Source organism: Microbispora sp. H10836 (assembly GCF_012999525.1).
In the GTDB taxonomy this organism is placed as follows: domain Bacteria; phylum Actinomycetota; class Actinomycetes; order Streptosporangiales; family Streptosporangiaceae; genus Microbispora.
In genome coordinates this window covers 16,224-41,261 of the sequence record NZ_JABBWU010000033.1, presented here as the reverse complement: position 1 = coordinate 41,261, position 25,038 = coordinate 16,224, and the positions used below count along the sequence as shown (strand labels likewise).

Annotated in this window: 25 protein-coding genes; 6 read left to right on the top strand and 19 right to left on the bottom strand. The window is 71.5% G+C overall.

Features of this window, described 5'->3' with window-relative positions:
• Positions 1 to 7: 7 nt before the first annotated feature.
• Together HHX30_RS37875 and HHX30_RS37870 are read right to left on the bottom strand one after the other, a co-directional pair.
• Entirely contained in the window at positions 8 to 721 is a 714-nt protein-coding gene (locus tag HHX30_RS37875) for a VanZ family protein (protein WP_169988768.1), read from the bottom strand.
• Positions 721 to 1,977: a serine hydrolase gene (locus HHX30_RS37870; protein WP_169988766.1), complete on the bottom strand. Its 1,257-nt coding sequence runs from the start codon at positions 1,975 to 1,977 to the stop codon at positions 721 to 723. The genes HHX30_RS37875 and HHX30_RS37870 overlap by 1 nt, the downstream gene beginning before the upstream one ends.
• 172 nt (positions 1,978 to 2,149) lie before the next feature.
• On the opposite strand from HHX30_RS37870, the gene HHX30_RS37865 reads away from it, so the two are divergent.
• Positions 2,150 to 2,752: an RDD family protein gene (locus HHX30_RS37865; RefSeq protein WP_169988764.1), complete on the top strand. Its 603-nt coding sequence runs from the start codon at positions 2,150 to 2,152 to the stop codon at positions 2,750 to 2,752.
• Between the two features lie 7 nt (positions 2,753 to 2,759).
• On the opposite strand, the gene HHX30_RS37860 is transcribed toward HHX30_RS37865, so the two are convergent.
• A complete protein-coding gene (locus HHX30_RS37860; RefSeq protein ID WP_169988762.1) occupies positions 2,760 to 3,647 on the bottom strand; it encodes a DNA-3-methyladenine glycosylase in 888 nt (295 codons plus the stop codon).
• A 333-nt stretch (positions 3,648 to 3,980) separates the two neighbouring features.
• Between HHX30_RS37860 and HHX30_RS37855 the strand changes: the two genes are divergently transcribed.
• Positions 3,981 to 4,256, top strand: coding sequence for an acyl carrier protein (locus tag HHX30_RS37855; RefSeq protein WP_169988760.1), 276 nt, complete (start codon positions 3,981 to 3,983; stop codon positions 4,254 to 4,256).
• On the top strand, positions 4,250 to 5,629 hold the full coding sequence (locus tag HHX30_RS37850; RefSeq protein ID WP_169988758.1) for a condensation domain-containing protein: 1,380 nt from the start codon (positions 4,250 to 4,252) through the stop codon (positions 5,627 to 5,629). The genes HHX30_RS37855 and HHX30_RS37850 overlap by 7 nt, the downstream gene beginning before the upstream one ends.
• Here the strand turns inward: HHX30_RS37850 and HHX30_RS37845 are convergent.
• On the bottom strand, positions 5,626 to 6,351 hold the full coding sequence (locus HHX30_RS37845; RefSeq protein ID WP_169988756.1) for a hypothetical protein: 726 nt from the start codon (positions 6,349 to 6,351) through the stop codon (positions 5,626 to 5,628). The two genes, HHX30_RS37850 and HHX30_RS37845, sit on opposite strands and share 4 nt — an antisense overlap.
• A gap of 47 nt (positions 6,352 to 6,398) precedes the next feature.
• Positions 6,399 to 7,031, bottom strand: coding sequence for a LysE family translocator (locus tag HHX30_RS37840; RefSeq protein WP_169988754.1), 633 nt, complete (start codon positions 7,029 to 7,031; stop codon positions 6,399 to 6,401).
• Between the two features lie 114 nt (positions 7,032 to 7,145).
• Here HHX30_RS37840 and HHX30_RS37835 point away from each other — a divergent pair, with 114 nt between their 5' ends.
• Positions 7,146 to 7,343: a hypothetical protein gene (locus tag HHX30_RS37835; RefSeq protein WP_169988753.1), complete on the top strand. Its 198-nt coding sequence runs from the start codon at positions 7,146 to 7,148 to the stop codon at positions 7,341 to 7,343.
• A 54-nt stretch (positions 7,344 to 7,397) separates the two neighbouring features.
• Here the strand turns inward: HHX30_RS37835 and HHX30_RS37830 are convergent, their stop codons facing one another.
• From HHX30_RS37830 to HHX30_RS37805, 6 genes are all read right to left on the bottom strand, one after another.
• Entirely contained in the window at positions 7,398 to 7,925 is a 528-nt protein-coding gene (locus HHX30_RS37830) for a hypothetical protein (RefSeq protein WP_169988751.1), read from the bottom strand.
• A 138-nt stretch (positions 7,926 to 8,063) separates the two neighbouring features.
• On the bottom strand, positions 8,064 to 8,879 hold the full coding sequence (locus tag HHX30_RS37825; RefSeq protein ID WP_169988750.1) for an IclR family transcriptional regulator: 816 nt from the start codon (positions 8,877 to 8,879) through the stop codon (positions 8,064 to 8,066).
• 242 nt (positions 8,880 to 9,121) lie between these two features.
• Positions 9,122 to 10,453, bottom strand: coding sequence for a family 2B encapsulin nanocompartment shell protein (locus HHX30_RS37820; protein WP_169988748.1), 1,332 nt, complete (start codon positions 10,451 to 10,453; stop codon positions 9,122 to 9,124).
• A complete protein-coding gene (locus tag HHX30_RS37815; protein WP_249350886.1) occupies positions 10,450 to 12,708 on the bottom strand; it encodes a terpene synthase family protein in 2,259 nt (752 codons plus the stop codon). The genes HHX30_RS37820 and HHX30_RS37815 overlap by 4 nt, the downstream gene beginning before the upstream one ends.
• Positions 12,708 to 14,081, bottom strand: a complete 1,374-nt coding sequence (locus HHX30_RS37810; protein ID WP_169988788.1) for a family 2B encapsulin nanocompartment shell protein — start codon at positions 14,079 to 14,081, stop codon at positions 12,708 to 12,710. Before HHX30_RS37810 ends, HHX30_RS37815 begins: the two co-directional genes overlap by 1 nt.
• Before the next feature lie 268 nt (positions 14,082 to 14,349).
• Complete coding sequence (locus tag HHX30_RS37805) at positions 14,350 to 15,426, bottom strand: polyprenyl synthetase family protein (protein WP_249350885.1); 1,077 nt, start codon at positions 15,424 to 15,426, stop codon at positions 14,350 to 14,352.
• Between the two features lie 487 nt (positions 15,427 to 15,913).
• Between HHX30_RS37805 and HHX30_RS37800 the strand changes: the two genes are divergently transcribed.
• Positions 15,914 to 17,080 carry a hypothetical protein gene (locus HHX30_RS37800; RefSeq protein ID WP_169988746.1) on the top strand — a complete coding sequence of 389 codons (1,167 nt, stop codon included), beginning with the start codon at positions 15,914 to 15,916 and terminating at the stop codon, positions 17,078 to 17,080.
• A 370-nt stretch (positions 17,081 to 17,450) separates the two neighbouring features.
• Here the strand turns inward: HHX30_RS37800 and HHX30_RS37795 are convergent, their stop codons facing one another.
• The 4 genes from HHX30_RS37795 to HHX30_RS37780 all read right to left on the bottom strand — a co-directional run bounded on the left by HHX30_RS37795 (position 17,451) and on the right by HHX30_RS37780 (position 20,947).
• Positions 17,451 to 18,224 (bottom strand): hypothetical protein, encoded by a 774-nt coding sequence (locus tag HHX30_RS37795; protein ID WP_169988745.1) that lies wholly within the window; start codon positions 18,222 to 18,224, stop codon positions 17,451 to 17,453.
• A 619-nt stretch (positions 18,225 to 18,843) separates the two neighbouring features.
• Positions 18,844 to 19,824 (bottom strand): pirin family protein, encoded by a 981-nt coding sequence (locus HHX30_RS37790; protein ID WP_211593330.1) that lies wholly within the window; start codon positions 19,822 to 19,824, stop codon positions 18,844 to 18,846.
• A complete protein-coding gene (locus tag HHX30_RS37785; RefSeq protein ID WP_169988743.1) occupies positions 19,821 to 20,156 on the bottom strand; it encodes a GNAT family N-acetyltransferase in 336 nt (111 codons plus the stop codon). The genes HHX30_RS37790 and HHX30_RS37785 overlap by 4 nt, the downstream gene beginning before the upstream one ends.
• Positions 20,157 to 20,176: 20 nt before the next feature.
• On the bottom strand, positions 20,177 to 20,947 hold the full coding sequence (locus tag HHX30_RS37780) for a pirin-like bicupin family protein (RefSeq protein WP_169988742.1): 771 nt from the start codon (positions 20,945 to 20,947) through the stop codon (positions 20,177 to 20,179).
• Between the two features lie 95 nt (positions 20,948 to 21,042).
• On the opposite strand from HHX30_RS37780, the gene HHX30_RS37775 reads away from it, so the two are divergent.
• A complete protein-coding gene (locus tag HHX30_RS37775; RefSeq protein WP_169988740.1) occupies positions 21,043 to 21,567 on the top strand; it encodes a MarR family winged helix-turn-helix transcriptional regulator in 525 nt (174 codons plus the stop codon).
• On the opposite strand, the gene HHX30_RS37770 is transcribed toward HHX30_RS37775, so the two are convergent.
• From HHX30_RS37770 to HHX30_RS37755, 4 genes are read right to left on the bottom strand one after another with little or no spacing between them, the layout of a single operon-like run.
• Positions 21,564 to 22,169, bottom strand: a complete 606-nt coding sequence (locus HHX30_RS37770; protein WP_169988738.1) for a CBS domain-containing protein — start codon at positions 22,167 to 22,169, stop codon at positions 21,564 to 21,566. The genes HHX30_RS37775 and HHX30_RS37770 overlap by 4 nt on opposite strands.
• 11 nt (positions 22,170 to 22,180) lie before the next feature.
• Complete coding sequence (locus HHX30_RS37765) at positions 22,181 to 23,305, bottom strand: CapA family protein (protein WP_169988737.1); 1,125 nt, start codon at positions 23,303 to 23,305, stop codon at positions 22,181 to 22,183.
• A gap of 1 nt (position 23,306) precedes the next feature.
• Positions 23,307 to 24,020 (bottom strand): hypothetical protein, encoded by a 714-nt coding sequence (locus tag HHX30_RS37760; protein WP_169988735.1) that lies wholly within the window; start codon positions 24,018 to 24,020, stop codon positions 23,307 to 23,309.
• A gap of 43 nt (positions 24,021 to 24,063) precedes the next feature.
• Positions 24,064 to 25,011, bottom strand: coding sequence for a ribose-phosphate pyrophosphokinase (locus HHX30_RS37755; protein ID WP_169988733.1), 948 nt, complete (start codon positions 25,009 to 25,011; stop codon positions 24,064 to 24,066).
• Positions 25,012 to 25,038 lie beyond the last annotated feature (27 nt).

Below are 25,038 nucleotides of genomic sequence, written 5' to 3'. Positions count from 1 at the left end.
ACGCGACTCAGCCTGCCGACGCCGACGCCGGCGCGGGGCGCGGCCGGTCCGACGGCGCTTCCGCCGCCGTGGTGCGCCACCAGCGGCGCGACGCCAGCGCGGCCAGCACGGCGCCGGCGGCGTTGACCAGTAAGTCGTCCACCGAGGACACCCGGTCAAGCTGCAGGACGTACTGGGCGATTTCGACCGCCATCGAGCAGCCTGCCCCGAGCGCCAGGATCCGCGGCACGGACGCCAGCGCCGCGAACCGCATCGGGGCGAAGAACCCCAGCGCCGCGAAGATCAGCAGGTTGCCGCCGATGCCGATCGGCCCCATCGTGAGCAGGTCCCGGAGCGGGATCAGACTTACCCGGCCGGGGACGATGCCGGCCCCCGGGCCCGGCATCATGGTGAGCCATACGAACGGCACCGTCCCGTAGACCATGCCCACCTCGGCCAGCGACGTCCGCCACTCCGATGTGGCGCCGGCGGCACGCCGGCTGCGCGCCAGAGCCCACACCGCCAGAGCGGCCAGCGGCAGCGCGACCAGCATCATCAGCAGCACGCCGTTCTCCGTGTCGTAGCAGCCGTGCCACCGCCCGGCGAAGCACTTCGGAGCGGACATCAGGAGCGGCCGCCGCACGACGAACGCCACGCCCGCCAGGCCGAGGATCGCCAGGCCGACGAGCACGATCCTGCGCGTGCGGCGGGGCGGTGGAGACAGGGATGCACTCCGGTTCATCAGCCGCCCGACCCCCCATCGGGCGAGGCCCCGGTGATGGCCTGCGTCTCCCGCCCGATCATGTCCTGCAGCGACACGCCCTCGGAGTCGCTGTTGCCGAGGATGACGCCGACCCAGCCGGTGTCCGGGTAGATGCTCCAGTTGGCGCCGACACCGGGGTTGCCGCCGGCGCGCTGGAACATCCACTGACCGTTGACGATGTCGATCGAGATCCCGTACGCCCCGAACGACGTCGGTCCGTGGGGAATCTTGGCCGCGGTGAGCACGTCGGACCAGGGACGGTCCAGCACCGTGCCGTCGCCCAGCGCCTGCGCGAACCGGACCAGATCCGGCGCGGTGGCGAAGCCGCCGTCCCCGGGGGCGTCGATGAAGCAGCGCCCCGGATTCTTGCCCAGTACGTACGGGGCCGGGCTGCCCTTGTCCAGGTTGCGGACGGCGTCCACCTGGCTGCCGTCGGCCAGCGTCATGTACGGGTGCGCGATGCGCCCGTCGGTGAGCCACTGCGGCCTGGTGTAGAACCCCGCGCCGGTCATGCCGCAGCGCTTGAAGATGTTCTCCTGGACGTAGTCCCAGTACGTCGAGCCGGTCACGGCCTCCACGATCAGCGCGGGAATGGTGACCTCGGCCTCCTGGTGGGTGGTGGAGGGAGTGCCCGGGACACCCACCAGCCTCGCCTGCCGGGCGCGCCGCACGTAGTGGTCGTGCACCTCCGCCCGGCTCTGGAAGACACGCCGCACGTCCTCGTCCGGGCTGTCCAGCCCGGAGGTGCCGGACAGCAGGTGGTGGACGGTCACCCGCTCGGCGACCTCCGGGTCGAAGCCCGTCAGGTATTTGCCCACCGTGTCGGACAGCCGCAACCTGCCTCGCTGGGCCAGTTGCAGAATGGCCACCGCGTGGAACGGCTTGCCTGCCGAACTGAGGCTGAACGCGGTGCCCTCGTGGTTGGGGATCCCCTTCTCCCTGTCCGCCATGCCGTAGCTGCGGGACAGCACCGTGCGGCCCCGGTGCGACAGCAACACCACACCGGAGAACTTGCCCTCGGCGGCCAGCCGCGCGATGTACCGGTCGTAGGCCCCGCCGGGCAGGGTGTCCCGCGGGACCCGGTCGCGCCGGGACGAGTCGGTGGGAGACGAGGCGGCGTGGCCGGCCCCGGCGCTCACCAGCGGCCCGCCGGCCGCCACCACGCCGGCGGCCGCCAGCCCGCCCCATCTGACCAGCCGCCGCCGGTCGATGCCCCGTGCCGAATCCGAGTCCATGATCACGGTCCTTCCTGGATCGACGAATCCGGCGCTGATAGTGATTCGCGGTGGTTCATGCCTCCACCCAAGACGCGAGGCTGTTGCGGCGGCGTATGCGGTTTTCGATACGTCCGCGATACACCGGGTCGGCCGGCACCGCCCCGGTGAGCGCCACGGCACACTTGCGGGCATGGCAACCACCCCCCAGGCGGCCACACGGACAACCGCCGCCCGGCGTCACCGTTTCGCCGCCTTCCTGGTCGACAATCTGATCCTTCTCGCAGCCAACACTGCGATCGGGCTGGTGCTGGGGATCGCCGGTCAGCCCGAGGCCGACGAGGCGGATTACCTCACCACGCTGCTCAACCCCTACGCGGAGGCCGACTGGCCCCTGCAGATCGCGATCATCGCCGCGGGCGCCGCCTACTTCTGGGTGCAGCACGCCCTGTGGGGCCAGACGCTCGGTAAGCGGCTGTACCGCCTGAAGGTGGTGTCCGCCGGGACCGGAGCGACGCTCACCCATCGCCAGGTGGGGATCCGGACGCTCGTCCACCCCCTCCTGAGTTCGGCGGCCCCGTATCTCGGGCCGGTGCTCTATCTCGTCGACGCCCTGTGGATCTTCGGCGACCCCGGGCGGCGCTGCCTGCACGACGTCATCGCCGGGACCGTCGTGGTGGACGTGCCCGCCCCCGGCACGAAGGCGTCGAGAAGGTCCGGTTTCCTGATCGGGCTCGTCGTCCTCGTTTCCGTCTTCGCCGCCTTCGTGCTGGTCACCACGCTGCTGGCGGCGTAGTCGCCGTTCACCGCTCATCGGCCGGGACGCCGTACCCGGACGCCCGGAACAGGAAGGAGGCCCAGGAGCGGTAGGGCCGCCACGCCTCGGCCACTTTCCGGTACGCGGCGGGCGGAGCGTCCTCCGGCAGGCCGTACGCCTCGCGCAGGATCGCGAACAGGCGGGGTTCGTCGCCCGGGAACGCGTCCGGCGCGCCCGCGCCGCGGATCAGGATCAGGCCGGCCGAGAACGGCCCCACGCCGGGCAGGGCCCGCAGCTCGGCCAGCGCCTCCTGGGGGTCGAGCGCGCGCAGGTGCTCGGCGGTGAGCACGCCGTCGAGCGCCGCGCGGGCCAGCCCGCGCAGCCACTCCTCCTTCTGCGCGGGCAGGCCGAGGCCGCCCGCCTCCAGCAACGTCATGGGCGGGGGGAAGGCGGCGTGCGGCTCCCCGTCCACGGTCACCTGCGCGCCGTACCGCTCCGCGATGCGCTGTTTGAGCCGGGCGGCGACGAGCATCGACGAGCGCTGCACGATGACCGCCCAGCAGGCCGCCTCCCAGGGGCTCCAGAAGCACAACGGCCGCAGTCCGGGGCTCTTCCGTTGCAGGTCGCCGAGCACCGGGTCGGCCTCACCCGCCTCGGCGAAGCCGGAGCCGTCCACGTCGAGGGACAGGATGCGCGCCACCTCGCCCCGGATCCCCGGCCCGGCGGCCCGCGTCGTGGCGACGGCGACCCCGTCCGGCGCGGCGGTCACGGTCACGCCGATCGGCAGCCAGTCGGACTCGGCGCAGTAGGCGAAGCGCAGCGCCCGCCCGTCGGAGGGGAGCCCGCTGGTGGCCGGCCAGTCCTCGACGAAGCGCAACGTGGCGCCGAAGTCGAACGGGCCCTGTGCCGTGAGCGTGAAACCGTGCCTGGTCATGGGCCTCATCGTACGAGCCCGGACAGACAAAGGATCTTGCCGGACGGTTCGGCCGCCGCCCGGCCCCGCCCTGCCGGGGCGCCACGAGACCACGCCACCCTGTCCGAAAGATTTCGGGTAGCTAGTTGCAAGTTTCACTGTTGCCATACCACTCTTGTTGCCTATTCTTCCGTTGCACTGGATTTCCGGAGCAACACAAACCGGACTAACCAGCACTTATATCCCCATCGCAAAGCAGGGCATCGTGGCGAAAATTTCGGTGACGTGTGGTGAGTGCAGGCGGGATCACCCTGCCCGGCCTGCCTGCCCCGTCGTGCGAGAGGAAGGTGCGGCGTGACGGCGGAGGAGTACACGCGCCGGCTGGCGCAGTTGATCTCAGAGGTGTCGGACGGCGAGATCACCGTCGAGGAGGTGCTCGCCGCCGGTCACTCGCTGTCGGCGCTCGGCCTCACCTCGTTCGCGCGGATCCGGCTCATCGACGCGATCGAGCACGCTTTCGGCGTCGAGATGGACCTGAGCGACGAGCTCGCCTCCTTCGAGGACGTCGGCACCCTGTCCGCCCTGGTGGCCCGGGCCACGGCAGTCGGAGGGACGGCACGCGCATGGTGACGGTGGCGTTCAGCGGCGCGCGGGACGGCGAGGCGCCGCTGACCTGGGGACAGCGACTGATATGGCGGGCGGTCCACCTGATGGGCGACAGCCAGACGTTCCTGAGCTGCCCGTGGGTGCTCCCGGTGTACGGCAGACGTGACGTCGGCAGCGTTCTGGACGCGCTGCGCGTACTGCTCGAACGCCACGAGAGCCTGCGTACGACCTTCGCCCTCACTCCGGAGGGGCCGGTGCAGCGGGTCGCACGCGGTGGCGAGCTGACCGTGGACGTCGTGGAGGCGGGACAGGACCGGGCGCTGCGGGTCGCCGAGCGGGTCGCGGGCGAGCTGGGCCGGACGGCCTTCGTCCACGATCGGGACCTGCCGCTGCGCTGCGCCCTCGTCGTCAAGAACGACCGCCCGATGGCGCTGGCGATCGCCTTCTCCCATCTGGCGGTGGACTTCCAGGCGCTGAACACGCTCTCGGAGGAGTGGAAGGTCCTGCTGCGCGGCGAGAAACCGCCGCCCGCCGAGTGGCAGCCGATGGACCAGGCGGCCGCGGAGCTCGAGGAGCCGTACCCCGCCCGCTCGGCCAAGTCCATCCGATACTGGCACTCCGTGCTGGCGGACGGGCCGCTCGACGTGTTCGACCATCCGCCGCGCGAGGCGGACGACCCGCGGTTCATCGAGGTCGGCATGGAGTCGACGGCGCTCGCCGTGGCGGCGCAACGGCTGGCGGAGCGCTGGACGATCAGCACGACCAGTGTGCTGCTCGCCGCCTGCGCCACCGTGCTGGCCACGGTGAGCGGCCGCCCGCGCGCGGTCATGCAGCTCGTGCACAGCAACCGCCGCGACCCGCGCACCCACGCGATGGTCGGCACCGTGGAACAGGACGGCCTGTTCGTGCTCGACCTGCCCGCCACGGACTTCGCCGCCGCCTGCCGGGGCGCGCAGCGGGGGGCGCTCAGGGCGTACCGCAACGCGCACTACGACCCGTTCGAGATGCAGGCCATGCGGGAGGAGATCGGCCGCCGCCGCGGCCGGGAGCCGGACCTCGACGCCTTCTTCAACGACAGGCGGACCGTCGGCACCTGGCCGGGCCTGCCTCCCGTCGGCCCTGACGAGGACGTGGCCCGCCTCACCAGTCAGACCCGGACGTACGTCACGAACGCCTGGCCCGGCGTCCGGTTCAAGGCGTTCTTCACGGTCGTCTCGGCCCCCGACACCGGGCAGCTCAGCCTCATCGTTGACACCGCCTACCTGCCCCGGGAGGTCGCCGAGGCCATGCTGCGCGGAGTCGAGGCCCTGCTGGTCCGCGCCCTCACCGAGGACGTCCCGATGACCGCCGTTCCCAAGGTGTGCGGGATCGGCCCGTACGCCGGGAGCCCGACCTAAGTCAGCAGTTCCTCCACAGCCGACCGGAGAGACGGCCAGTCGGCTTGGAGGACCAACCGGGCGCAGGTGAGAGCCTGAAAGTTCTCCGCTCGCTGAGCGGCTTCGAGCAGCGCGAGCCTGACCGCGACCACGGCCGCCGCGCGCAGCCTCTCGGCGCGGTCGGCGGCGTCCGCTTCGGGGATGACGGGCACCCAGCCGTCGTGCAGCCGCAGTTGCGTCTCCAGCAGCTCCCACCGCAGTTCCTCCCCGAGCGATCCGCCGCCGGCGACCTCGTCGATCGCGGCGGCGATCGGTGGATCGTCCAGTGCGAACCGTTCGGCGAGATGCCGGACCAGCAGGAGCAGGGCGGCACGCCGGGCGGCCTCCGGGGCACGTCGCAGCCGGGCGTCGAGGTCCGGGTCCGCATGTCCGAACCCGAGCCGTTCGAACGGCGCGCCGAGCGGAGGATCGACGAGGATCGCCTGCCGCGTGCCGTCGACCCACTCACCGTCCAGGCAGGCGCCGGTGGACAACTCCATGACGGCCATGGCGGCCGTTTTGTGCGCCCATGCCTCCGCTCCGGTCGTCACCGGATACCGACGGCTCAGCACCGCGTCCCGGAGAGGGCCCATCGCATCGGCGACGGCCTCGGGACGCGATCCGGTCAGCAGCATGGGATCCAGCCCGGGAACCTCCGCCAGGATCTCGCCACCGGCCGCGAAGGTCAGCCGTTCGCCACGCACGAACCTCGTCGGCTGTCATCGGCGTCCTTTGATTCGAGGGTGGGCGGTCAGGACTGCTGGACCGCCAGGCGCAGACCGAAGCCGATGACGATGAGGCCGGTGAGCCGGTCCAGGGCGCGCTTGACCGCGGGCCTGCGCAGCCAGCCCCGCATCATGCCGGTGAACCCGATGAGCACGGCGCTCCACACGAGCGCCTCGCACACGTGGACGCCCGCCAGGAGCACGCCCATCACCGCGTGCGGCACGCCCTCGGGCATGAACTGGGGCAGGACCGCGACGTAGAAGGCGCCCACCTTCGGGTTGAGCAGGTTGGTCAGCAGGCCCCGCCGGAACGCCTGTCCCCACCCGGCGTCCGCCGGGCCGGGCGGCGCCGCGTCGTCCGCCCGGCTGTCGCGGCTGTGCCAGAGCATCCTGGCGCCCATCCAGATCAGGTACGCGACGCCCGCCCACCGCAGCACCTCGTACGCCACCTGGGAGGCGGTGAGGAGCGCGGACAGGCCGGCGGCCGTGAGCAGGCCCCACAGCAGGGTGCCGGCCTGGATGCCGAGCACCACGGCCCAGGCCGGCCTCCGGCCGGCGAGCAGCGACGTACGCAGGATCAGGGCGGTGTCCAGACCGGGCGTGAGCGTGAGGAATGCCACGATGACCGCGAACGAGGCGAGCGCACCATAAATGTCCACGATCGGTCACCGTAGCCCACGCCCACATCTGCGCATGGCGGAATTCCGGGCGCAGGGGATGTTCGGATTCTCACGGCAGACCACAGAAAGGAACCGCGGTTTAGCATCGAAAGCATGGACGAACCAATGCCGGTCAGGCTTGCGGACGGCCGCGATCTGAAATGCGACACGTGTGAGAACGAGCTGTTCGAGCAGCACCGGTGGAAGCTGCAGACCACGGGCATGACGTTCATGAATCTCGACTGGGCCAACCGCGACGCCACCTGCTTCGTGTGCAGCAGTTGCCGTCGCATCCACTGGTTCCACTGGTGATCTCGCCGCCGGATCGGGCGGCATCGGCGACGCGTCACGCCGTGCGGGACGCGATTACGACGGCGCCAGGACCAGGACCGCGTGGTCGGGCGCCACGCTCGCCAGCCGGAGGCGGATGTCGCCGATCCTGCCGGGCCGTCCCATGGCCAGCGTCAGCCCGCCGTCGGTGCGGCAGCGGCCGTTGACGCAGTCCTGACTGACGTCGGTGTTCATGCCCTCGACGCGGAAGGTCCCCCCGCCCGCTTCGAAACGCAGCCGCACCTCGCCCCGGTCGACAGAGACGACCGTGATCACGTCGAGGCCGGTCTTCCGGTCGAGCCGCAGCCGGTCTCCCGGGCGGACCTCCACCTCGCAGTCCGCGTCCCGGCACGCCTGCGGGTCGTCCGCGGCCCGGACGACCGAGGGGGCGGGCGAGGGCGAGGCCGCAACGGGGACCGTGGCCGTCGCCGGGCCACCCGGGGCAGCGGGCCGCGACCGCACCTCAGGCTGCGGCGTCCCGCATGCCGTGAGCAGCACGGCCATCGGTACGGCGACGAGGCCGGCCCGGCCGATCAGGCGGGACGCGTACGGCCTTGGACACATGACTCTCCCCCGCGACGGCTGTGCCGTTCCATGGCACCGGCGACCGGCCGTCTCCGCCGCGGCGGACAGGCCCGGGCCCGATGCTCAACGTGGTCGAGCCTTCCCCGAGCCCGGCGGCCCCAATCCGAAGATCGGGAGTCACAGGCTGAGGGCGCCGGTGATCTGGCGGGCGGTCCTGCGCACGGCCGCGCCCAGGCGCGGCAGCGCCGCCGTCCCCACCGCTCCCGCCGGGGCCGCGACCGCGACGGCCATGCACACCCCGCCGTCCGGGCCGAAGACCGGCGCGGCCGCGCAGCACACGCCCTCGGCGAACTCCTCCCGCGCGTAACCCACGCCCTCCCCTCGGACGGCGGCGAGTTCGCGTTCCAGCGCGGCCGGGCCGGTCACCGTGCGGCCCGTCACCGTGCGGCCGGTCACCCGCCGCAGGGCCGGGGCGGCGAGGAATGCCGTACGCAGCCCCGCGTCGTGGGCGAGGAGCACCTTGCCCGCGGCGGTGCAGTACAGCGGCGCCCGGTCCAGGCCATCGGAGGGTGATTTGACCCGGTTGTGCCCGTACAGCCGCTCGACGTACGCGACCTCGAACCCGTCCGGCACGGCCAGGTTGACCGTCTGCCGGGTCGCCTCGTACAGCTGGAGCAGGTGCGGCAGGACCGCCTTGCGGGAGCCGGGCAGGCGGCGCCCCTGGACCGCCCAGCCGCGCGGCGCCACGAGGTCGGCGACGCGGCCGCCGACCGTGTAGTCGCCGCCCGTGCGCGTGACCAGGCCCCGCCGCTGCAGGGTCCCGAGCAGGCGGTGGGTGGTGGTTTTGGAGAACCCGGTGGACCGGTGCACCTGGGTGAGGTTCATCGGCCGCAGGCCGGCGGCCAGGCACAGGAGAATCTCGATCCCACGTTCCAGGCTGCCCAGGGCGGAGGCCGCCTCCGCCCGGCGATCCGACGCTACGAACAAGCCCACCCCACGACGCTCGTGATCCGGATCCTGACCGGCCAGCGGTCACCCTAGTCGCGCCTCGCCACGCATGCGGGGAGAACGCGGTTACTCCGCGGGAGCCGCCGGCCCGGCCCTGCGGCCGGCTTCGCCGCACCGGGTCACCGGCTCACCGGCTCACCGGCCGGGTCTCACCCTCGGCGGCGGTCTGGGGCTCCCCCGAAGCGCCGGCCGGAGAACTCGATCGGGCCCCCGGCCGGCGCCGGGCCTCAGTTCACCTCGACGCTCTCCAGTACGCCGAGGGCGTCGGGGACCAGGACGGCCGCCGAATAGTAGGTGGTCACCAGGTAGGAGATGATCGCCTTGTCGTCGATGTCCATGAAGCGCACCGACAGGCCGGGCTCGTACTCGTCCACCAGCCCGGTGCGGCGCAGGCCGACCACGCCCTGCTTCTCGGCGCCGGTGCGCATCACCACGATCGAGCTGAGCCCGCCCTCGGTGATGGGGATCTTGTCGCAGGGCAGGATCGGCACCCCCCGCCACGCCGTGACCGTCGCCCCGTTCACCTCGGTGACGTCCGGATACACCCCGCGCCGGGTGCACTGCCGTCCGAAGGCGGCGATGGCCCGGGGATGGGCGAGGAAGTAGTGCGAGCTGCGCCGCCGGGCGAGCAGTTCGTCGAGGTCGTCGGGGGTGGGCGGGCCGGAGCGGGTGTGCACGCGCTGCTTGAGATCGGCGTTGTGCAGCAACCCGAAGTCACGGTTGTTGACCAGCTCGTGCTCCTGACGCTCCCGCAACGCCTCGATCGTCAGCCGCAACTGCTGCTCGGTCTGGTGCATCGGCTCGTTGTACAGATCCGCCACCCGCGAATGCACCCGCAGAATCGTCTGCGCCACACTCAGCTCGTACTCACGCGGCCCCAGCTCGTAATCCACGAACGTCCCCGGCAGCGTCGCCTCACCCTCATGCCCCGCCGCCAGCGCGATCTCCGCCTCGCCGTACCGGTTCACCGGCCGCGCCACGGGGGGACGGCCGAGATGCTCGCGCAGGCCGCCCGACAACGTGGTCAGGTTGTCCAGCGCCGACCGCTCGAGAACGAGAACGATGCAGGAGGTGAGGGCCTTGGCGGGCGCGGCCCCCGGACCGGTGAGGTCTCCCAGGTGGTCTCCGTCGGCCAGGACCTGGAGCAGGGCCTCGCCGCCGTACGCACCGGCGCCGACGCGTGCGATCTTGCCGTGGGCGACGAGCACCACCTGTCCCGGCGGCACCGGCTCGCCCGGGCGCAGGTCGTGCTGGACGAACCGGTCCGCCAGCGCTCCAAGGGTGTCCAGGTCGCCGTAGTCGTGCAGGGACGGCAGTTCACACAGCTCGGGCGGGACGACCCGCACCCGCGCCCCGGTGGAGACGAAGCTCACCCGTCCGTCCCCCACCGTGCAGGTGAGCCGGCGGTTGACCCGGTAGACGCCGCCCTGGACCTCCGTCCACGGCAGCACCCGGAGCAGGTGCCGCGGAGTGATCTCCCGCATCTGCGGCGGCGTCTTGGCGGTGGTCGCCAGGTTCCGCGCGGCGGCCGTGCTCAGGGTCAGACGTGGCGCGGTCATGGCGCCCCCACCGGGAGCGGATCAGCCGGCGCCGCGAGATCGGACGACGCGAGAGCGGGCGCCGTCACGGACGACGCCGTGAGCGCCGGCGACCGGTGAGCAGGCGGCGCCAGGGAGAGGATGCGTGCGGTGGCCGTGCCGAGGCCCGTCGGGCCCTGGGACCACCGGGCCGCCGGGCCCCTGCGCAGTTCCTCCTCGAAGTAGCGCCGGGACCGCTCGTGCCAGCGCAGGATCGCCGCCATCCAGTTGCGCAGGTCGGACACGTATCCCTCGACCGACCTCCGCACGTCCTCCCGCGCCTCGATGCGGTCGAGCAGGGCGGGCAGGTCGACGGTGGTGATGTGCTCGAACTGCCTCATCCTGCTGGTCATGAGCGCGTCCACCACGGTCACCGCCTCGTCGGGCGCGCAGCCGAGGAAGGTGCCCAGCACCACGACGGCGTTGTGCACCTCCCCCTCGAACTGGATCTCCTTCTGGTAGGAGAACAGGTCGTTCAGCAGGCACGCGTAGTCCTGCGCGGCATCGGTCATGCCCAGGAACTCGCGGGTGCGGTGGATCTCCATGGGGATGACCCGGCCCGGCGCCAGCCTGGCCAGGCTCATCGTCATCTGCGAGCCGAACGTCCTGCGCCGCATCTCGATGTAGTCGATCGGCTCGGGCACGCGGTGCTGGGCCTGGTTGGCCAGCTCCCACACCCAGCTGTCGATCATCTCCTCGACGGCGGCGCGGAAGGCCCGGCGGGAGCCCTCGGGCAGCGGCCCGGCGGTGCGCGGCCACAGGTCGGCCAGCCCGCGTTCCAGCCCGGTCATCGGGGTCAGACGCGGAACGAGGTCCAGCGGCATGAACTCCTTGAGCCGCCGGTTGCCGAGCTTCGCGCCGACCAGGTCGCGGGCCGGCCCGTAGACCCGGGGGTAGTAGTCGTCGCCGTACGTCCCCCAGGCCAGCCAGTTGGTGGCCAGGATCAGTTCGCCGGCCGTGGCGTCCGGGTTGATGCCGGACGCGCACAGGGCGAGGTCGAAGCCGACAAGTTGCGGTTCAGTCCACACGGCGGTCGCCGGAATCCCGGGGACCCCGTCGAAGAAACCCATGGCGGCACACCATTCGACGTCCGCCGTTCGCGCCGCGTCCAAGTGCGGGTTGTCGCGCACCTCGAACGGCATGTACGGCTTCGGCCGCCGTACCGAGACCTGCTGGTACGGCGTGTGCGTGTGGTTGCGCAGGCCGCCCGCCCCCGTGAGGTGGGCGCGGGAGACGTTCACGCCGAGCGGCCCGGGGAGGCTCCCGGACTTGGTGTAGCGACTGGAGGCGGTGTGCCACGCGTGTCCTCCCGCCTGCCAGTCCTGCAGTCCTTTCACGTAGCTCAGGACCGGCGCCTGCTCGGGCGGCAGGACCCCTTCGTCGGCGAAGAGGGCCGCAAGCTCGGTCAGCGCGGTGTGCTCGAACTGGTGCAGCCGGGAGGTGAGCAGATCGTTGGTGATCTCCACGGCCCGCGCGGTGTCGCAGCCGAAGAAGCGCTCGCAGACCAGCACGCAGTTGGACAGCTCGCCCTCCTTCAGCACCTCCCGCTCGTAGGAGAACAGGTCGTTGCGCAGGTGCACGGCGTCGGCGAACGACTCCGTCAGCACCCGGACCGGCCGGGAGCCCGCCAGCCGGGCCGGCAGTTCCGCGCCGGCCGCGTGCTCCACCAGCGCGGCCGACCACGGGGCGCCGCCGACCTTCCTGCGTTCCTCGATGTACTCGATCGGGTTGGAGACGGCCTCCCGCTCGATGTGGAACAGCTCCCACATCGACTCCTGCAGGAGGTCACGGGTGACCCGGACGAACCGGCGCCGCCACGCCTCCGACATGGCGGGCACCGTCCTGGGCCACAGGTCGGCCAGGCCCCGCTCCACCGGGTTCGTCGGCTCGGGCGGGTCGTCCGACATGAACGCGTCGAGCCGGTCCAGGTAGTCCTGGGCGCCGTCCAGGTCCCTGCTGCGCTTGAACGTCTCCAGGAAGTGGTCGTCGAAGTAGAAGACCCACACGTACCAGTCCGTGACCAGGTCCAGTTCGGGGGCGGAGCAGTCGGGATGGGTGTAGGCGCACATCAGGCCGTAGTCCATCGCCTCGAGCGACTCCTCGGTCCAGATGTCCGGGTCGTCGAGCATGCCCATGTCCGCCGCCCACCTCCGGGTGTGCGCCCGGGCGGTCTCCACGTGCGGGTTCAGCCGGGGCGGATAGGGGAGGTAGAAGTCCGGCAGCCGGTAGGAGGACATCAGAGGACCTCGACACTCTCCAGGATGGCGAGGGCGTCGGGGACCAGGACGGCCGCCGAATAGTAGGTGGTCACCAGGTAGGAGATGATCGCCTTGTCGTCGATCCCCATGAAGCGCACCGACAGGCCGGGCTCGTACTCGTCCACCAGCCCGGTGCGGCGCAGGCCGACCACGCCCTGGTCCTTCTCCCCCAGGCGCATGACCATGATCGAGCTGATGCCCTTGTCGTTGACCGGGATCTTGTTGCACGGCAGCATCGGCACCCCGCGCCAGGCCGGCGCCTTCTGGCCGCTGAACTCCACCGTCTGCGGATAGATGCCCCTGCTGTTGCATTGGCGGGCGAAGGCCGCGATCGCCTTGGGGTGGGCGAACATGACGCTCGGGTTCTTCCACACCATGGTGAGCAGCTCGTCGAGGTCGTCGGGGGTGGGCGGGCCGGAGCGGGTGTGCACGCGCTGCTTGAGATCGGCGTTGTGCAGCAACCCGAAGTCACGGTTGTTGACCAGCTCGTGCTCCTGACGCTCCCGCAACGCCTCGATCGTCAGCCGCAACTGCTGCTCGGTCTGGTTCATCGGCTCGTTGTACAGATCCGCCACCCGCGAATGCACCCGCAGAATCGTCTGCGCCACACTCAGCTCGTACTCACGCGGCCCCAGCTCGTAATCCACGAACGTCCCCGGCAGCGTCGCCTCACCCTCATGCCCCGCCGCCAGCGCGATCTCCGCCTCGCCGTACCGGTTCACCGGCCGGTCCGGGTCCCCGTGGTAGGCTTGCACGTGCTCACGCAGGCTGTCCGACAGGGTGAGCAGCCGTTCGAACTCGTCCCTGCCGAGGGTGAGCACGGTGCACGGCGTCACGGCCTTGACCGTCCACTCCCATCGCGCGTCCGCGTTCACCAGCATCTGCTCGCCGACGTACTCGCCGTCGGCCAGCACGCCGAGCAGCGTCTCGTTGCCGTACGCCCCCTGGCCGTGCTTGTCCACCTTGCCGTGAGCCAGGAGCACGACCTCGTCCATCGGGGTGCCGGCCTCGGCGATGACCTGGCCGGCCTCGTACTCCCTCTGGGTGAACAGGTCCGCCATCGCGGCGAGCACGTCGGCGTCGCCGAAGCCGCGCAGGGCGGGAAGCTCGGACAACTCGGCGGAGATGACCCGCACGTCCGCCCCGGTCGAGACGAACGTCACCCGCCCGTCGGCCATCTGGTAGGTCAGCCGCCGGTTGACGCGGTAGGCGCCGCCCACCGCCTCGATCCACGGCAGCACGCGCAGCAGATGACGGGAGGTGATCTCCTGCATCTGCGGCGGGGTCTTGGTCGTCGTGGCCAGGTTGCGCGCGGCCCTGGTGCTCAGGCTGAGCCGGTTGTCGTTCGGCATGGTGGTTTCGGTCACAGCACTTCACCCCATCTGTTGTCGGCACGGCGGCCGGTGTTTCGGTGACTGGTCACGCTCGTCGCCGAGCGGCGGAGGGGGAGAAAAGGTCAGAGTCGTTCCGGCCGGGGACGGCCCCGGCCCGCGTACGGCCCCGCGCGGGCGCACCAGACGCACCGGGCGCGGCGGGTGGCCGTACGGCCGGGCGTGGAGCAGGCCGGAGTGGTCGCGGCGGCGGAAGTCGTGGGAGAGGCGGGCGTACCGGTCGCATGCCTCACCGGACGCGGCGGGTGAGCCGCTCGGTGAGCACCGCGAGCGCCCGTGCCGCCTCCGGGGCGATCGCCTCGTCGCGCAGCGCCTCGATCGCCTGCCCGGCCCGCAGGGCGATGAGCGCCTCGACCTCGTCGAGGGCGCCGGTGTCCACGATGACCCGCCGGAGCTCGGCCGCCCGCCGCTCGTCCAGACCCGGGTCGCCGTGCCAGGTCCGCAGCAGGTCCCGTTCGGGTCCCCGTGCCCGCGCGTACGCGTGCGCGATGAGCACGGTCCGCTTGCCCTCGCGCAGGTCGTCGAGGACCGGCTTGCCGGTGACGGCGGGATCGCCGAAGACGCCGAGGACGTCGTCGCGCAGCTGGAACGCCTCCCCCAGCGGCAGCCCGAACCGGGAGTAGGCCTCCAGCAGGGCGGGCGGCGCCCCGGCGAGCGCCCCGCCGATCTGCAGCGGGCGCTCCACCGTGTAGCGGGCGGTCTTGTAGCGGATCACCGTCAGGGCCTGTTCGACGTCCGCGTCCGCGCGCGCGTGCGCCAGGATGTCGAGGTACTGCCCGGTGACGACCTCTGTGCGCATCCGGTTGAACAACTCACGCGCCGCCCGCCCGCGCACGTCGCCGGTGGTGGCGTCCGCGAGCAGCTCGTCCGCCCACGCCTGCGCGAGCACGCCGAGCAGGATCGCGGCGGACCGGCCGAAGGTCTCCGCTCCCCGCCACCGCGGAGCCCGGGCGAGCCCCCTGTGGATGGTCGGGCGTCCACGGCGCAGCTCGCTGCCGTCCATGACGTCGTCGTGGATCAGCAGACCGGCGTGGTAGAGCTCCAGCGCCGCACCGGTGACGACGGCCCGGTCCTCGTGCGGCTCCTCGCCGCCGGCGCCCCGCCAGCCCCAGTAGCACAGCAGCGGCCGGACACGCTTACCTCCCTCGACGACGAACTCGCGCAGCAGCCGGTAGCCCTCGGCGACGTCCGGGTCGCCGACCGGGGGACGCCTCGCGTCGAGGAAATCGGCCAGCAGTTCGTCGACCCGCCTCCGTACCCGGCCGGTCATGCCGGTGATGGACGTGTCCACGATTCCCGCCGTCATGGTCGGTCTCCTCTGCTCGACGAGCCGGTACCCCTTGCGGAAAGTTACTTAATGAACACGCAAAGTAGAACCTCTCGTTCCGATAGCCGGAACTTCTCGCCACTCAGTCCGCTCTGCCGAATGTGTGATCGTCCGCGCCCGCGACACCGGCCTCGGGCTACCCTCAGCCGCCATCCGGCCCTCCAGACCGAAGGCTTTGCTCGTCGGTTCGACAGTGACGCCGCGATGGGCGAGGGGCAGGAGTGCCTCACGGTCGACAACGACGTGGATCTGCGCCTGAGGGACCTGCCGTTGCTCAACCGCAGGCCCGGCCTCGCGCTGTAGGCCTCGATGCTCTACAGGCACATCGGCACTTTTGTGAAGGACGAGCCCGGTGAGACTCCCGCCGTCGGCAACCCGATACCGAGCTGCACTTCTAAGCGGGCCCTATCGAGGCTGGTTCGCCCGTTTCCGGGACAGCTCGCCGCGCCGCGCCGATCATTGGGCGATGCGACCGGGAATCATGACGATCGGCCGACTCGTCGCTATCGGCGTGCTGAGCGCCGCCGCGATCGGCTGCTCGGGCGGCGACCCCGTGGACGCGCGCCACTCCCCCGGCCACGTACGGAGCACCGCGACGGCCGCGGCCCGGCCCGAGGTGGTCCCGTCGCTGTCCGGCGGAACCTGGACGGAGACGAGAACGGCCAACGCCGGTGCCGTGATGCTGAGTGTCGCCGTGACCCGGGATGGCGAGGCCTGGGCGGTTGGCGCTCCCGGAGAGAACAGGCGAACCGGCCCGGTCCTGCGCTGGGACGGCCGCGCCTGGCGGTCCGCGCCGCTGCCGCCGGGCCTCCGCTACCCGGCCGTGGTGTCCGCGGCGTCCGCCGGCAACGTGTGGATCTTCGACAATCACGCGAACGCGTGGCAGTGGGACGGCGGCCGGTGGTCGGCTCGGGGGCGACCACCCTCGAGGCTCCCGGTCTCACTGGAGGCCGCGGTGGTCACCGGGCCCGGGGACGTGTGGGTCGCCGCGGGCCAGAACCACGGCACCGCCGCAGAACCCGACTGGCGTTCCCTGCTCGCGCGCTGGTCCCCCGCCGGCTGGTCCGTCGTGCCGCGATCCACCCGCCCGGTCATCCGCCGCCTCGGCGCCACCGCCTCCGGGGACCTGTGGGCGCTGGCCGGCTACGGGGACACCGGATCGACGGTCGAACGCTGGGATGGGCGCCGCTGGACGGTCGTGCTCGCGCCCCCGCGGCCCGGCGGCGCCACGGCCGATTTCGCGGACCTGGCGGTGGTCTCGGAACGGGAGGTCTGGGTCGCCGGATCAATCCTGCGGCCCGGTGCGCGCCAGGCCGCGTTGCTGATGCGCTGGGACGGCGACCGGTGGAACCCCGTCCCCGGCCTTCCGTCGGACGCGGTGGCGTTCAACGCCGTGGCGTCGGACGGCCGCGGCGGGGTGTGGCTCGGCGCGTCCAACTATCACTCCGAGAACAAACGGATCCTGCTGCACTTCGACCGGCGTTCCTGGACGTACGAGAAGACACCGAGGGTCAGCAACGCCCCGGCGGTGCTCGACCTGGTCAAGGTCCCCGGGGGTGACACGGTCTTCGCGGTCGGCGGCAATCCCTCCTACGACGAGGACAGCCAGGCGTGGATCTGGACGAGGTCCTGAGTACAACGATGAGGAGACGAGCGAGCAGTGCCTCATCGTCCGACTGGGCAAACGCTCGCCCCACGGGGCTACCGGCACAGAACAGTAAGTTCTACACAAACCACACCCACCTCGGGTGTGGACCGTCTTGTTGTCTGGCTCGCTGCTGCGACCTTCCGCCTTCAGACGGAACGATCACCCCGGCCGGATGCCGAGTCCCCGTGGGCGGGGAGACCGCTGCCAGCGCTGCTGTCACCTGAATAGTCAGCAGGTTTGGGTGGGGCCGTCCTGCCGGTCGAGCCGAGATCCGCGGATTACGGCGGTAGCGCCAACAGAAAATCTAACTCGAAGGCATCGGGTCACAGCGACGACCCACGATGGACGGAGCATCTCAGAGTTTCGTTGCAATAATCACAATGACTACGACTGTGATTACCACACCACACGCAATATTGGCCTCAGTCGACTGCGCCGAATTGATCTCGCAGATGGTTTGGCCGCCGCCGCCATACCCGCCGCCATCCCAGTCGTGTGGATCCTCGTCCCATCGTCCGCCCATGATAGTTCGAGTACCAAGCCGCAGTGGCGGCCAATCCGACCTCGGATGCAGCTGTGGCCCTAGCCTGGATGCTGCGGGAAACTCATCTCCCTCGAAGAGACTCGAGCAGTCTTTTGCGGCCGCAATTATCTGAGACCTGGCGTTCGGGCTGTCAACGACCCGGTCTCCGATAATGCTGAGAAGTGCGTCGAAGAAATCGCGCTCGGTACCATGCAGGACGCTCTCCACCCTCTCGCCGAGGGGACCAGAATCGTTAACGGTACTTTCGAAGCGCTCAATGAGCGTCGGATGCTGTACGCCCCAATGCCCAACTAGCCGCATGGCGGCCAATGGCCAGCCAAGACCGCTCGCAATACCCCGGACCCTTGGCGAGCCTCCTGTACGCTGAATGACGTTGATAATCGCGTCATTGCTGATTCGCTGGCCGTCCGCCCAGCGATGGACCCTGCGAAGAGTGCTGCCTAATTGATCATTGGAGCCTGCTGTGCGCGCCAGATAGTTGGCGATTTGAATCAAGTCGATACGCGAAAGGCGCGGATCGCTGTCGTCCGCCCGTAATTCTTCAAGCATCTGCCGGGCATGATTCAACGCTTGATCGCTAGGCATTAACACTCCTCGGCCCAACCATCGCGGCAACCGTAACAGACGGTCCTCCATTCAGGCCGCCTTGTCAATAAGTAGTTTTGCGGCGAACGGCTGGAGAGGCGAGGATCGAGATCGTCAACGACCTGCCAGCCCTTACCCTCGACAGGGGCCGCCAGTCAGTCTCCTGCCGGACGATGCCGCGACCGCGACCGCGCGGTTCCGGCCGATCCGGTAGTAGATTCACGGCTGTCGCACGTATCACATCTGTGCACGTGCATAGGCGCCAGATTTCCTGCCCCTCGGGTCTCACATGGCCGGCCGTGTAGCGAATGACCGCGAGATGTGTTCGACGAATATCTCGATGAGGGTCGACTAAAGTTCGCTGCGGACGACCCACAAGGGAAATGCGTCTTCGACATCATCGCATCCACACCCGGGACGAACACCGGATTGGCGTGGAGACGGCCTGTCCCCGGAGCCATCCCTGGGCTACGCGGCGGCGGGCATGGACGGGACGACGCGACTCACCCCGTCCGGTGATGAGGCGCCGAGCGTTGCTGATCGGTGTCGGCGCAGAGGATGTCGTCGGCCAGGCCTCCACGGGGACAGCAGCCCGGGAGACGGCGGGCGGGCTCGTCCGTCAGCTGAGGATGCGGCCGTGGCGGTCGCGGGCTTTCAGTCGCACGGTGGGCATCTCGGGGGCGGGCAGCCGACGCTCCCCGCCCGGGACGACGCCGAAGCGGTCGCCCCGCGCCCAGTCGTCGCGCGCCCGCGCGATCTCCTCGTGCGAACGGCCGACGAAATTCCACCACATCACCAAGGGCTCCTCGAACGGCGTGCCGCCCAGCACGAACAGCCGGGCCGGGCCGGCCGCCTCGATCGGGACCCCCGTACGGCCCCGGCCGAGGTAGAGCAGCGAGCCCGGCGCCAGCGCGACCCCGGCCACGTCGGCCGTGCCCGACATGGCCAGCACCGCCGTCTCGAAGGCCGGGTCCACCGGCAGCCTGTGCTCTCCCGGTCCCGCGAACAGCACCTCGGCCCCGAGCAGCGGGGTGTGCACGAGGGCGGGCGAGCGCAGCGGCCCGGCCTCCCCCACCACGACGGTCACCGTGACGTTCCCCTCGCGCAGCACGGGCAGCGCGGCGTGGTGCTCGAACCGCGCCTCCCCGTGCCGGGCGTCCTCCGGCAGCGCGACCCACAACTGCAGCCCGTGCATGCCCGGCGGGTGCTCCTGCGGCGACTGCTCCGAGTGGGCGATGCCGTGGGCGGCGGTCATCAGGTTGAGCTGCCCGGGCACGATCGGCTGGACGTTGCCGAGGCTGTCGCGGTGCAGGATCTCCCCCTCGGCGAGCCACGTGACCGTCTGCAGGCCGGTGTGGGGATGCGGCGGCACCTGCATGCCCGGCCGGCCGCTCACGTCGTCGGGTCCGAAGTGGTCGACGAAGCACCACGCGCCGACCATCCGGCGCGGGCGCTGCGGGAGCAGCCGCCGCACGGTCGTGTACCGGCCGAGCGGCACGTCGTGGCCGGGCATGAGCACGCTCTCGGGCTCCGCTTCGGTCGCGCCCGTGCCGCCGTGCGACACGGTGCAGCCGTACAGCGCCGGCTCCCCGGGGCTCACTTCGATCCCTCCCCGCCGTCGAGGGAGAACCGGGCCCGCCGGTCGGCGGGCACCAGGTCGAGGTACTCCGGGTGCCGCGCGATGTACCGCTGCACGAACGGGCAGAACGGCAGGACCGACAGCCCCGCGTCGCGGGCGGCGTCGAGCGCCGCGCGGACCAGCGTCGAGCCGAGGCCCCGGCCCTCGAAGGCCGGGTCGATCTCGGTGTGGGTGAGGGAGATCGCCGGTCCCTTGAGCCGGTAGTCGGCGAAGCCGGCGAGGGCGCCGTCCACGGTGATCTCGAAGCGGCTCGCCTCCGGGTTGTCGGCGACCTGCGGTTCCGTCTGTGCCATGGGATTTCCTTCCGGGATCGTCAGGCGGCGATCGTCGCGTGCATCTCCCACACGAGGATCTCGGCGGGCTCGGTGGCGGTGACCTTCTGCCCACCGGTGGCGGTGAAGCGTACGGCGTCACCGGTCTCCAGCGTGCCCGCGCCCTCCAGGGTGACGCTTCCCCGGGGGACGAACAGGTGCAGGAACGGCGCCTCGGGCAGTTCCACGATCTGGCCCGGCTGGAGACGTGCGGCGTACAGCGCGGCGTACCGGTTCTTGATCCGGATGGCCGCCTCGCCGTCGTGCTTGTCCATGCCGCTGGCGACCGGCACCAGGCCGCCGGCCAGCAGCTCGTTCTCGATCTCCAGCTGCTCGTAGCCGGGAGCGATGCCGGGCTCGTCGGGGACCACCCACATCTGGACGAAGTGCACGGGCTTGTCGTGCGTGTCGCCGCCGGTCAGCCGCCAGGAGTCGTTCTTCTCCGAGTGCAGGATGCCGGTGCCGGCGCTCATGCGCTGGGCCAGGCCGGGGTAGATGACGCCGTTGTGGCCCTCGGAGTCCTGGTGGACCAGGGACCCCTGGAGCACCCAGGTGACGATCTCCATGTCGCGGTGCGGGTGCGTCTCGAAGCCGGTGCCCGGGTGGACGACGTCGTCGTTGTTGACCAGCAGCAGCCCGTGGTGGGTGTTGCCGGCGTCGTAGTGGCCGCCGAACGAGAACGAGTGCTTGGAATCCAGCCAGGAGATGCGGGTCGCGAAACGGTCTGCCGCCCGGCGGATGTCCACACGAGGGGTCAGCCTGGTCGTGGTCATGAGTGCCCTTTCCTCGTCGCCATGTAGATGATGCGTCATCTACTGGTGCCCTCAACATACATGACGAGTCATTGATTCCGGATAGCCTGGGAGACATGGACAGCCCACGGTGGCTCGACGCGGACGAGCAGCGCGCCTGGCGGGCGTACCTGCGCATGCAGGGCCGCGTCACGGCCCGGCTGAACCGGCAACTGCAGGCCGACTCGGGTCTGTCCCTGGCGGACTACGAGGTTCTCGTGCACCTCACCGACCGGGAGGAAGGGCGGCTGCGGCCGTTCGAGCTGCAGCGCGACCTCCAGTGGGAGCAGAGCCGGCTGTCCCACCACCTGACCCGGATGGAGCGCCGGGGGCTCGTCAGCCGGGAGGAGTGCGCGGACGACGGCCGCGGCGCGTTCGTCGTGATCACGGAGGAGGGCCGCCGGGTCATCACCGCCGCGGCCCCCGGACACGTGGAGACCGTGCGGCGCCTGTTCTTCGACGGGCTCACCCGCGACCAGGTCGCCGCGCTCGAACGGCTCGCCGCGGACGTCCTCGACCGGCTCGATCAGGGAGCGTCCCGTGATCTTTTGCCGCCGCGAAGAGCGCGGCAGGCGAGACAACGATCACGGGACGCGACCTAACTGACGAGCCCCTCGGGGAAGACGACGTCGGCCACGCCGGGGACGGTACGGGCGACCAGCTCGGCGATGCGGGCCGACCGCTCGTCTCCCGGGCCGTACAGCTCGACCACGCCGTCGCGCACGGCCGCGCCGAAGGACGCCGTGTCGGCGCAGTCGCGCAGCGCCGCGAGCACGTCCTCGCGGATCCGCTCGTCGCCCTGGGCCAGCAGGCCCATCAGGTCGCGCCGGCTGACGATCCCCACGAGTTCGTCGTCACGCGTGACGGGCACGCTCTTCACCCCCGTCGTGATCATCAGTTCGACCAGGTCCATGGTGTCGGCGCCGTCCCCGACCGTGGCGACGCGCGGCGTCATGACCTCCTCGACGAGTGCGGGCGGCCTGCCGGTGGGCAGGGCCTCGGGGCGCAGGAACCCCCGGGGGTTGGCGCCGAACTCGCCGCGCAGCAGGTCCATCTCGCTGACGACGCCGACCATCCGCCCGGCCGCGTCGACCACCGGCGCGGCCGTGATGTCCTGCTCGTACAGCAGGCGGACGGCCTGTTTGATCGTCGCGGTGCGCCGGACCGTCACCACCGGCGTCGTCATGATCTCGCGGACCAGCATGTGACCACCTCCTACGCGGCCGGCGCGAGGGCGAGCGTGCCACCGGGCGCCGGTCCGACCCTCGCGCCGAACTCCCGGCAGATCCCGTCGAGCGTCGCGAGCAGCCACTCGCGGTCCTCGCGGCGGGCGTGCCGCAGCCGCATCCGCACGGCCCGCATCGGCGCCATCCTCAGCTCGAGCAGCCGCCCCGTCGCGGCATCGGCCGTCACGAAGTACAGCAGCCGCAGGTCGTCGCGGTACTCCTCGTAGCCGGTGATGCCCTCGTAGTCGTCGATGAAGTCGCCGCAGCCGTAGAGGATCAGCCGGTCCCGGTACACCTCGGCCGGCCGGGGATGGTGGGAGGAGTGGCCGTGGACGAGGTCGACGCCGCCCTCGGCCAGCGCGTGCGCGAACTCGACCTGGTCGTCCTCGACCTCGTAGCCCCAGTTGGACCCCCAGTGGACGGAGACGACCGCGATGTCCCCCGGCTGCTTGACCTGCCGTACGCGCCGGACCGTCTGCGCCGCGGCGTCTAGGGTGGGCCCGGGGAGATAGGCGACGCCGGGCCGGTCCCGGGCCGCCGCCCATTCGCCGGGGACGCCGCTGGACGACATCGCCACGGCGAAGACCAGGACCCGTCCGCCGCCCGGCAGGGCCACGACCGCGGGCCGCCACGCCTCGTCCTCGTCCCGTCCCGCGCCCGCCTGGTCCAGCCCCGCCCCCGCCAGCGCGTCCAGCGTCTCCGTGAGCCCGTGTACGCCGAAGTCGAGCACGTGGTTGTTGGCCAGCACGCACACGTCGGGCCGGGCCACGGCCAGGGCAGGGATGTTGGCCGGGTTCATCCGGTAATGAACTTGCTTGCCCGGCGCGAAGTCACGGCTGTGGGTGACACTCGTCTCCAGGTTCAGCACGCGCACGTCGGGGGCGGCCTCGTCGAGGACCTCAAGGGCGTCGCCCCAGGGCCAGGAGTAGCCGACCGGGCGCGGGATCGGGCCGTTGGCCGCCTCCGCCAGTTCGACGTACTCCCGGGCGTCCCGGACGCACGACTCCTCCAGCGCGGGGTCACCGGGGCACGGGAGTATCTGGTCGACGCCCCGGCCCAGCATGACGTCACCGCACAGGAACAGCGTCACCGGGTCCCCCGCCGCCGACCGCATCTCACCCCTCCTCGGTGAGTACCGCACAGCGGGCGCCCCCCGGGCAGTGGGGGAAGCCCCTGTGATGGGCCAGCCACAGGCGGACGAGGGCGGCTTCGAGGTCGCGCACGTCCAGCCCCGCCTCGCCGGCGATCTCCCGCAGCCGATCGACGGGGTGGGGTCCCGCGCCGAGCAGCCCGGCGTGCCGCCCGGCTTCCACTGCCCGGTCGTCCGGCGGCGGGTCCACTCCCGGCCAGACGCCGCGCAGCTCGCGCAGGAACAGCGCGACCGTCACCGGACCCCAGCCGGGCAGCGCGTGCAGCGCGGCGCGGGTCTCGTCCAGGCCGCCCCCGCGCAGCGCGCCGACCTCGCCACCCACCGACTCGGCGAGGCGGAGCAGGCGGGTGGCCGTGCGGTAGTCGTAACGGGCGTAGCCGCCGCGATCGAGGATCTCGACCAGTTCCTCCCAGGTGCGGCCCTCGACGTCGGAGATCCCGCGCACCCCCGCCTCGGCCATCGCCCGGTAGGTCCGTACGGCGATCGCGGCGGAGATCCGGGCGCCGAACAGCGTCGCCGCGAGCAGCCACCGCTCGACCTCGCGGTCCCCCCGGTCGACGTCGATGCCCATCTCACGGGAGAACCGGCCGCCCAGGGTCTCGACGAGGCGGCACGCGCGGTCCGGCAGGCGGGTCAGGTCCCCGTCCGCCGCCGTACGGCTCCGCGTCCTGGATGTCACACTCCTATCCTCCCCCCTGGCCGCCCGCCGCCACCGGGCGGCGTCAGGCGCCGGACAGCAGGTCGTCCATGCCCTCGTCCCGGTGAAGGCGGCCGATCGCCTCGGCCAGCAGCGGGGCGACCGGGCACACCTCCAGCGACGGCAGGGCCGCGTGGTCCTGCGGCAGGGTGTCGGTGACGACCAGGCTCCGGATCACGCTCCGGATCTCCGCACCGCCCAGCCGTTCCCGCGCGTTCCCGGCGAACAGGCCGTGCGTCGCGGCGACGGCGAACGGCGGCGCCGCTCCCTGGGCGAGCAGGGCCTCGACGGCCGCCACGATCGTCGCGCCCGTGCTGATCATGTCGTCCACGACCAGCGCGGGGCGGCCGGTGACGTCGCCGAAGACCTGCTCGGCCCGCACGTCCGCCCCGGTCAGCCGCGTCTTGCGCACCAGCGCGACGGGCCGCGCCAGCAGGCCGGCGTAGTGGCGGGCGAGCGTGACCGCGCCGAGGTCGGGCGCGACCACCACCGCGTCCTCCGGCAGCCCGCACCCGGCGGTGCGGGCGAGGGCGGGCACGGCCGTCAGCGTCTCCACGGGCATCGGGCACACCGCCTCCAGCGCGGCCGTGTGCGGGTCGACCGCGATCAAGCGCTCGACCCCGGCCGAGGCGAGCGCGGCCACCACCACCCGCAGCCCGATCGCCTCCCCCTCGCGGCGGCGCCGGTCCTGCCGGGCGTACCCCACGTAGGGCATGACCGCCGTCAGCCGGGCCGCGCCGGCCCGGCGGCAGGCGTCGGCGAGCAGCAGCGCCTCCATGACGTGCTCGTCGACGGGCGGCCCGGTGGGCTGGACGAGGTAGACGTCCGCGCCCCTGACACCGGTGACGACCGGCCGCGACTCGCCGTCCGGGAACCGCTCGACCACCGGGACGGACGGCTCCCGGTAGAGCGCGGCCGCGACGGCGGCGGCGAGCGGGCGGTTGGCCGTCCCTGCCACGATCCGCAGCGTCATCGCTGTTCCCCCCTCAAGGCCCCACTG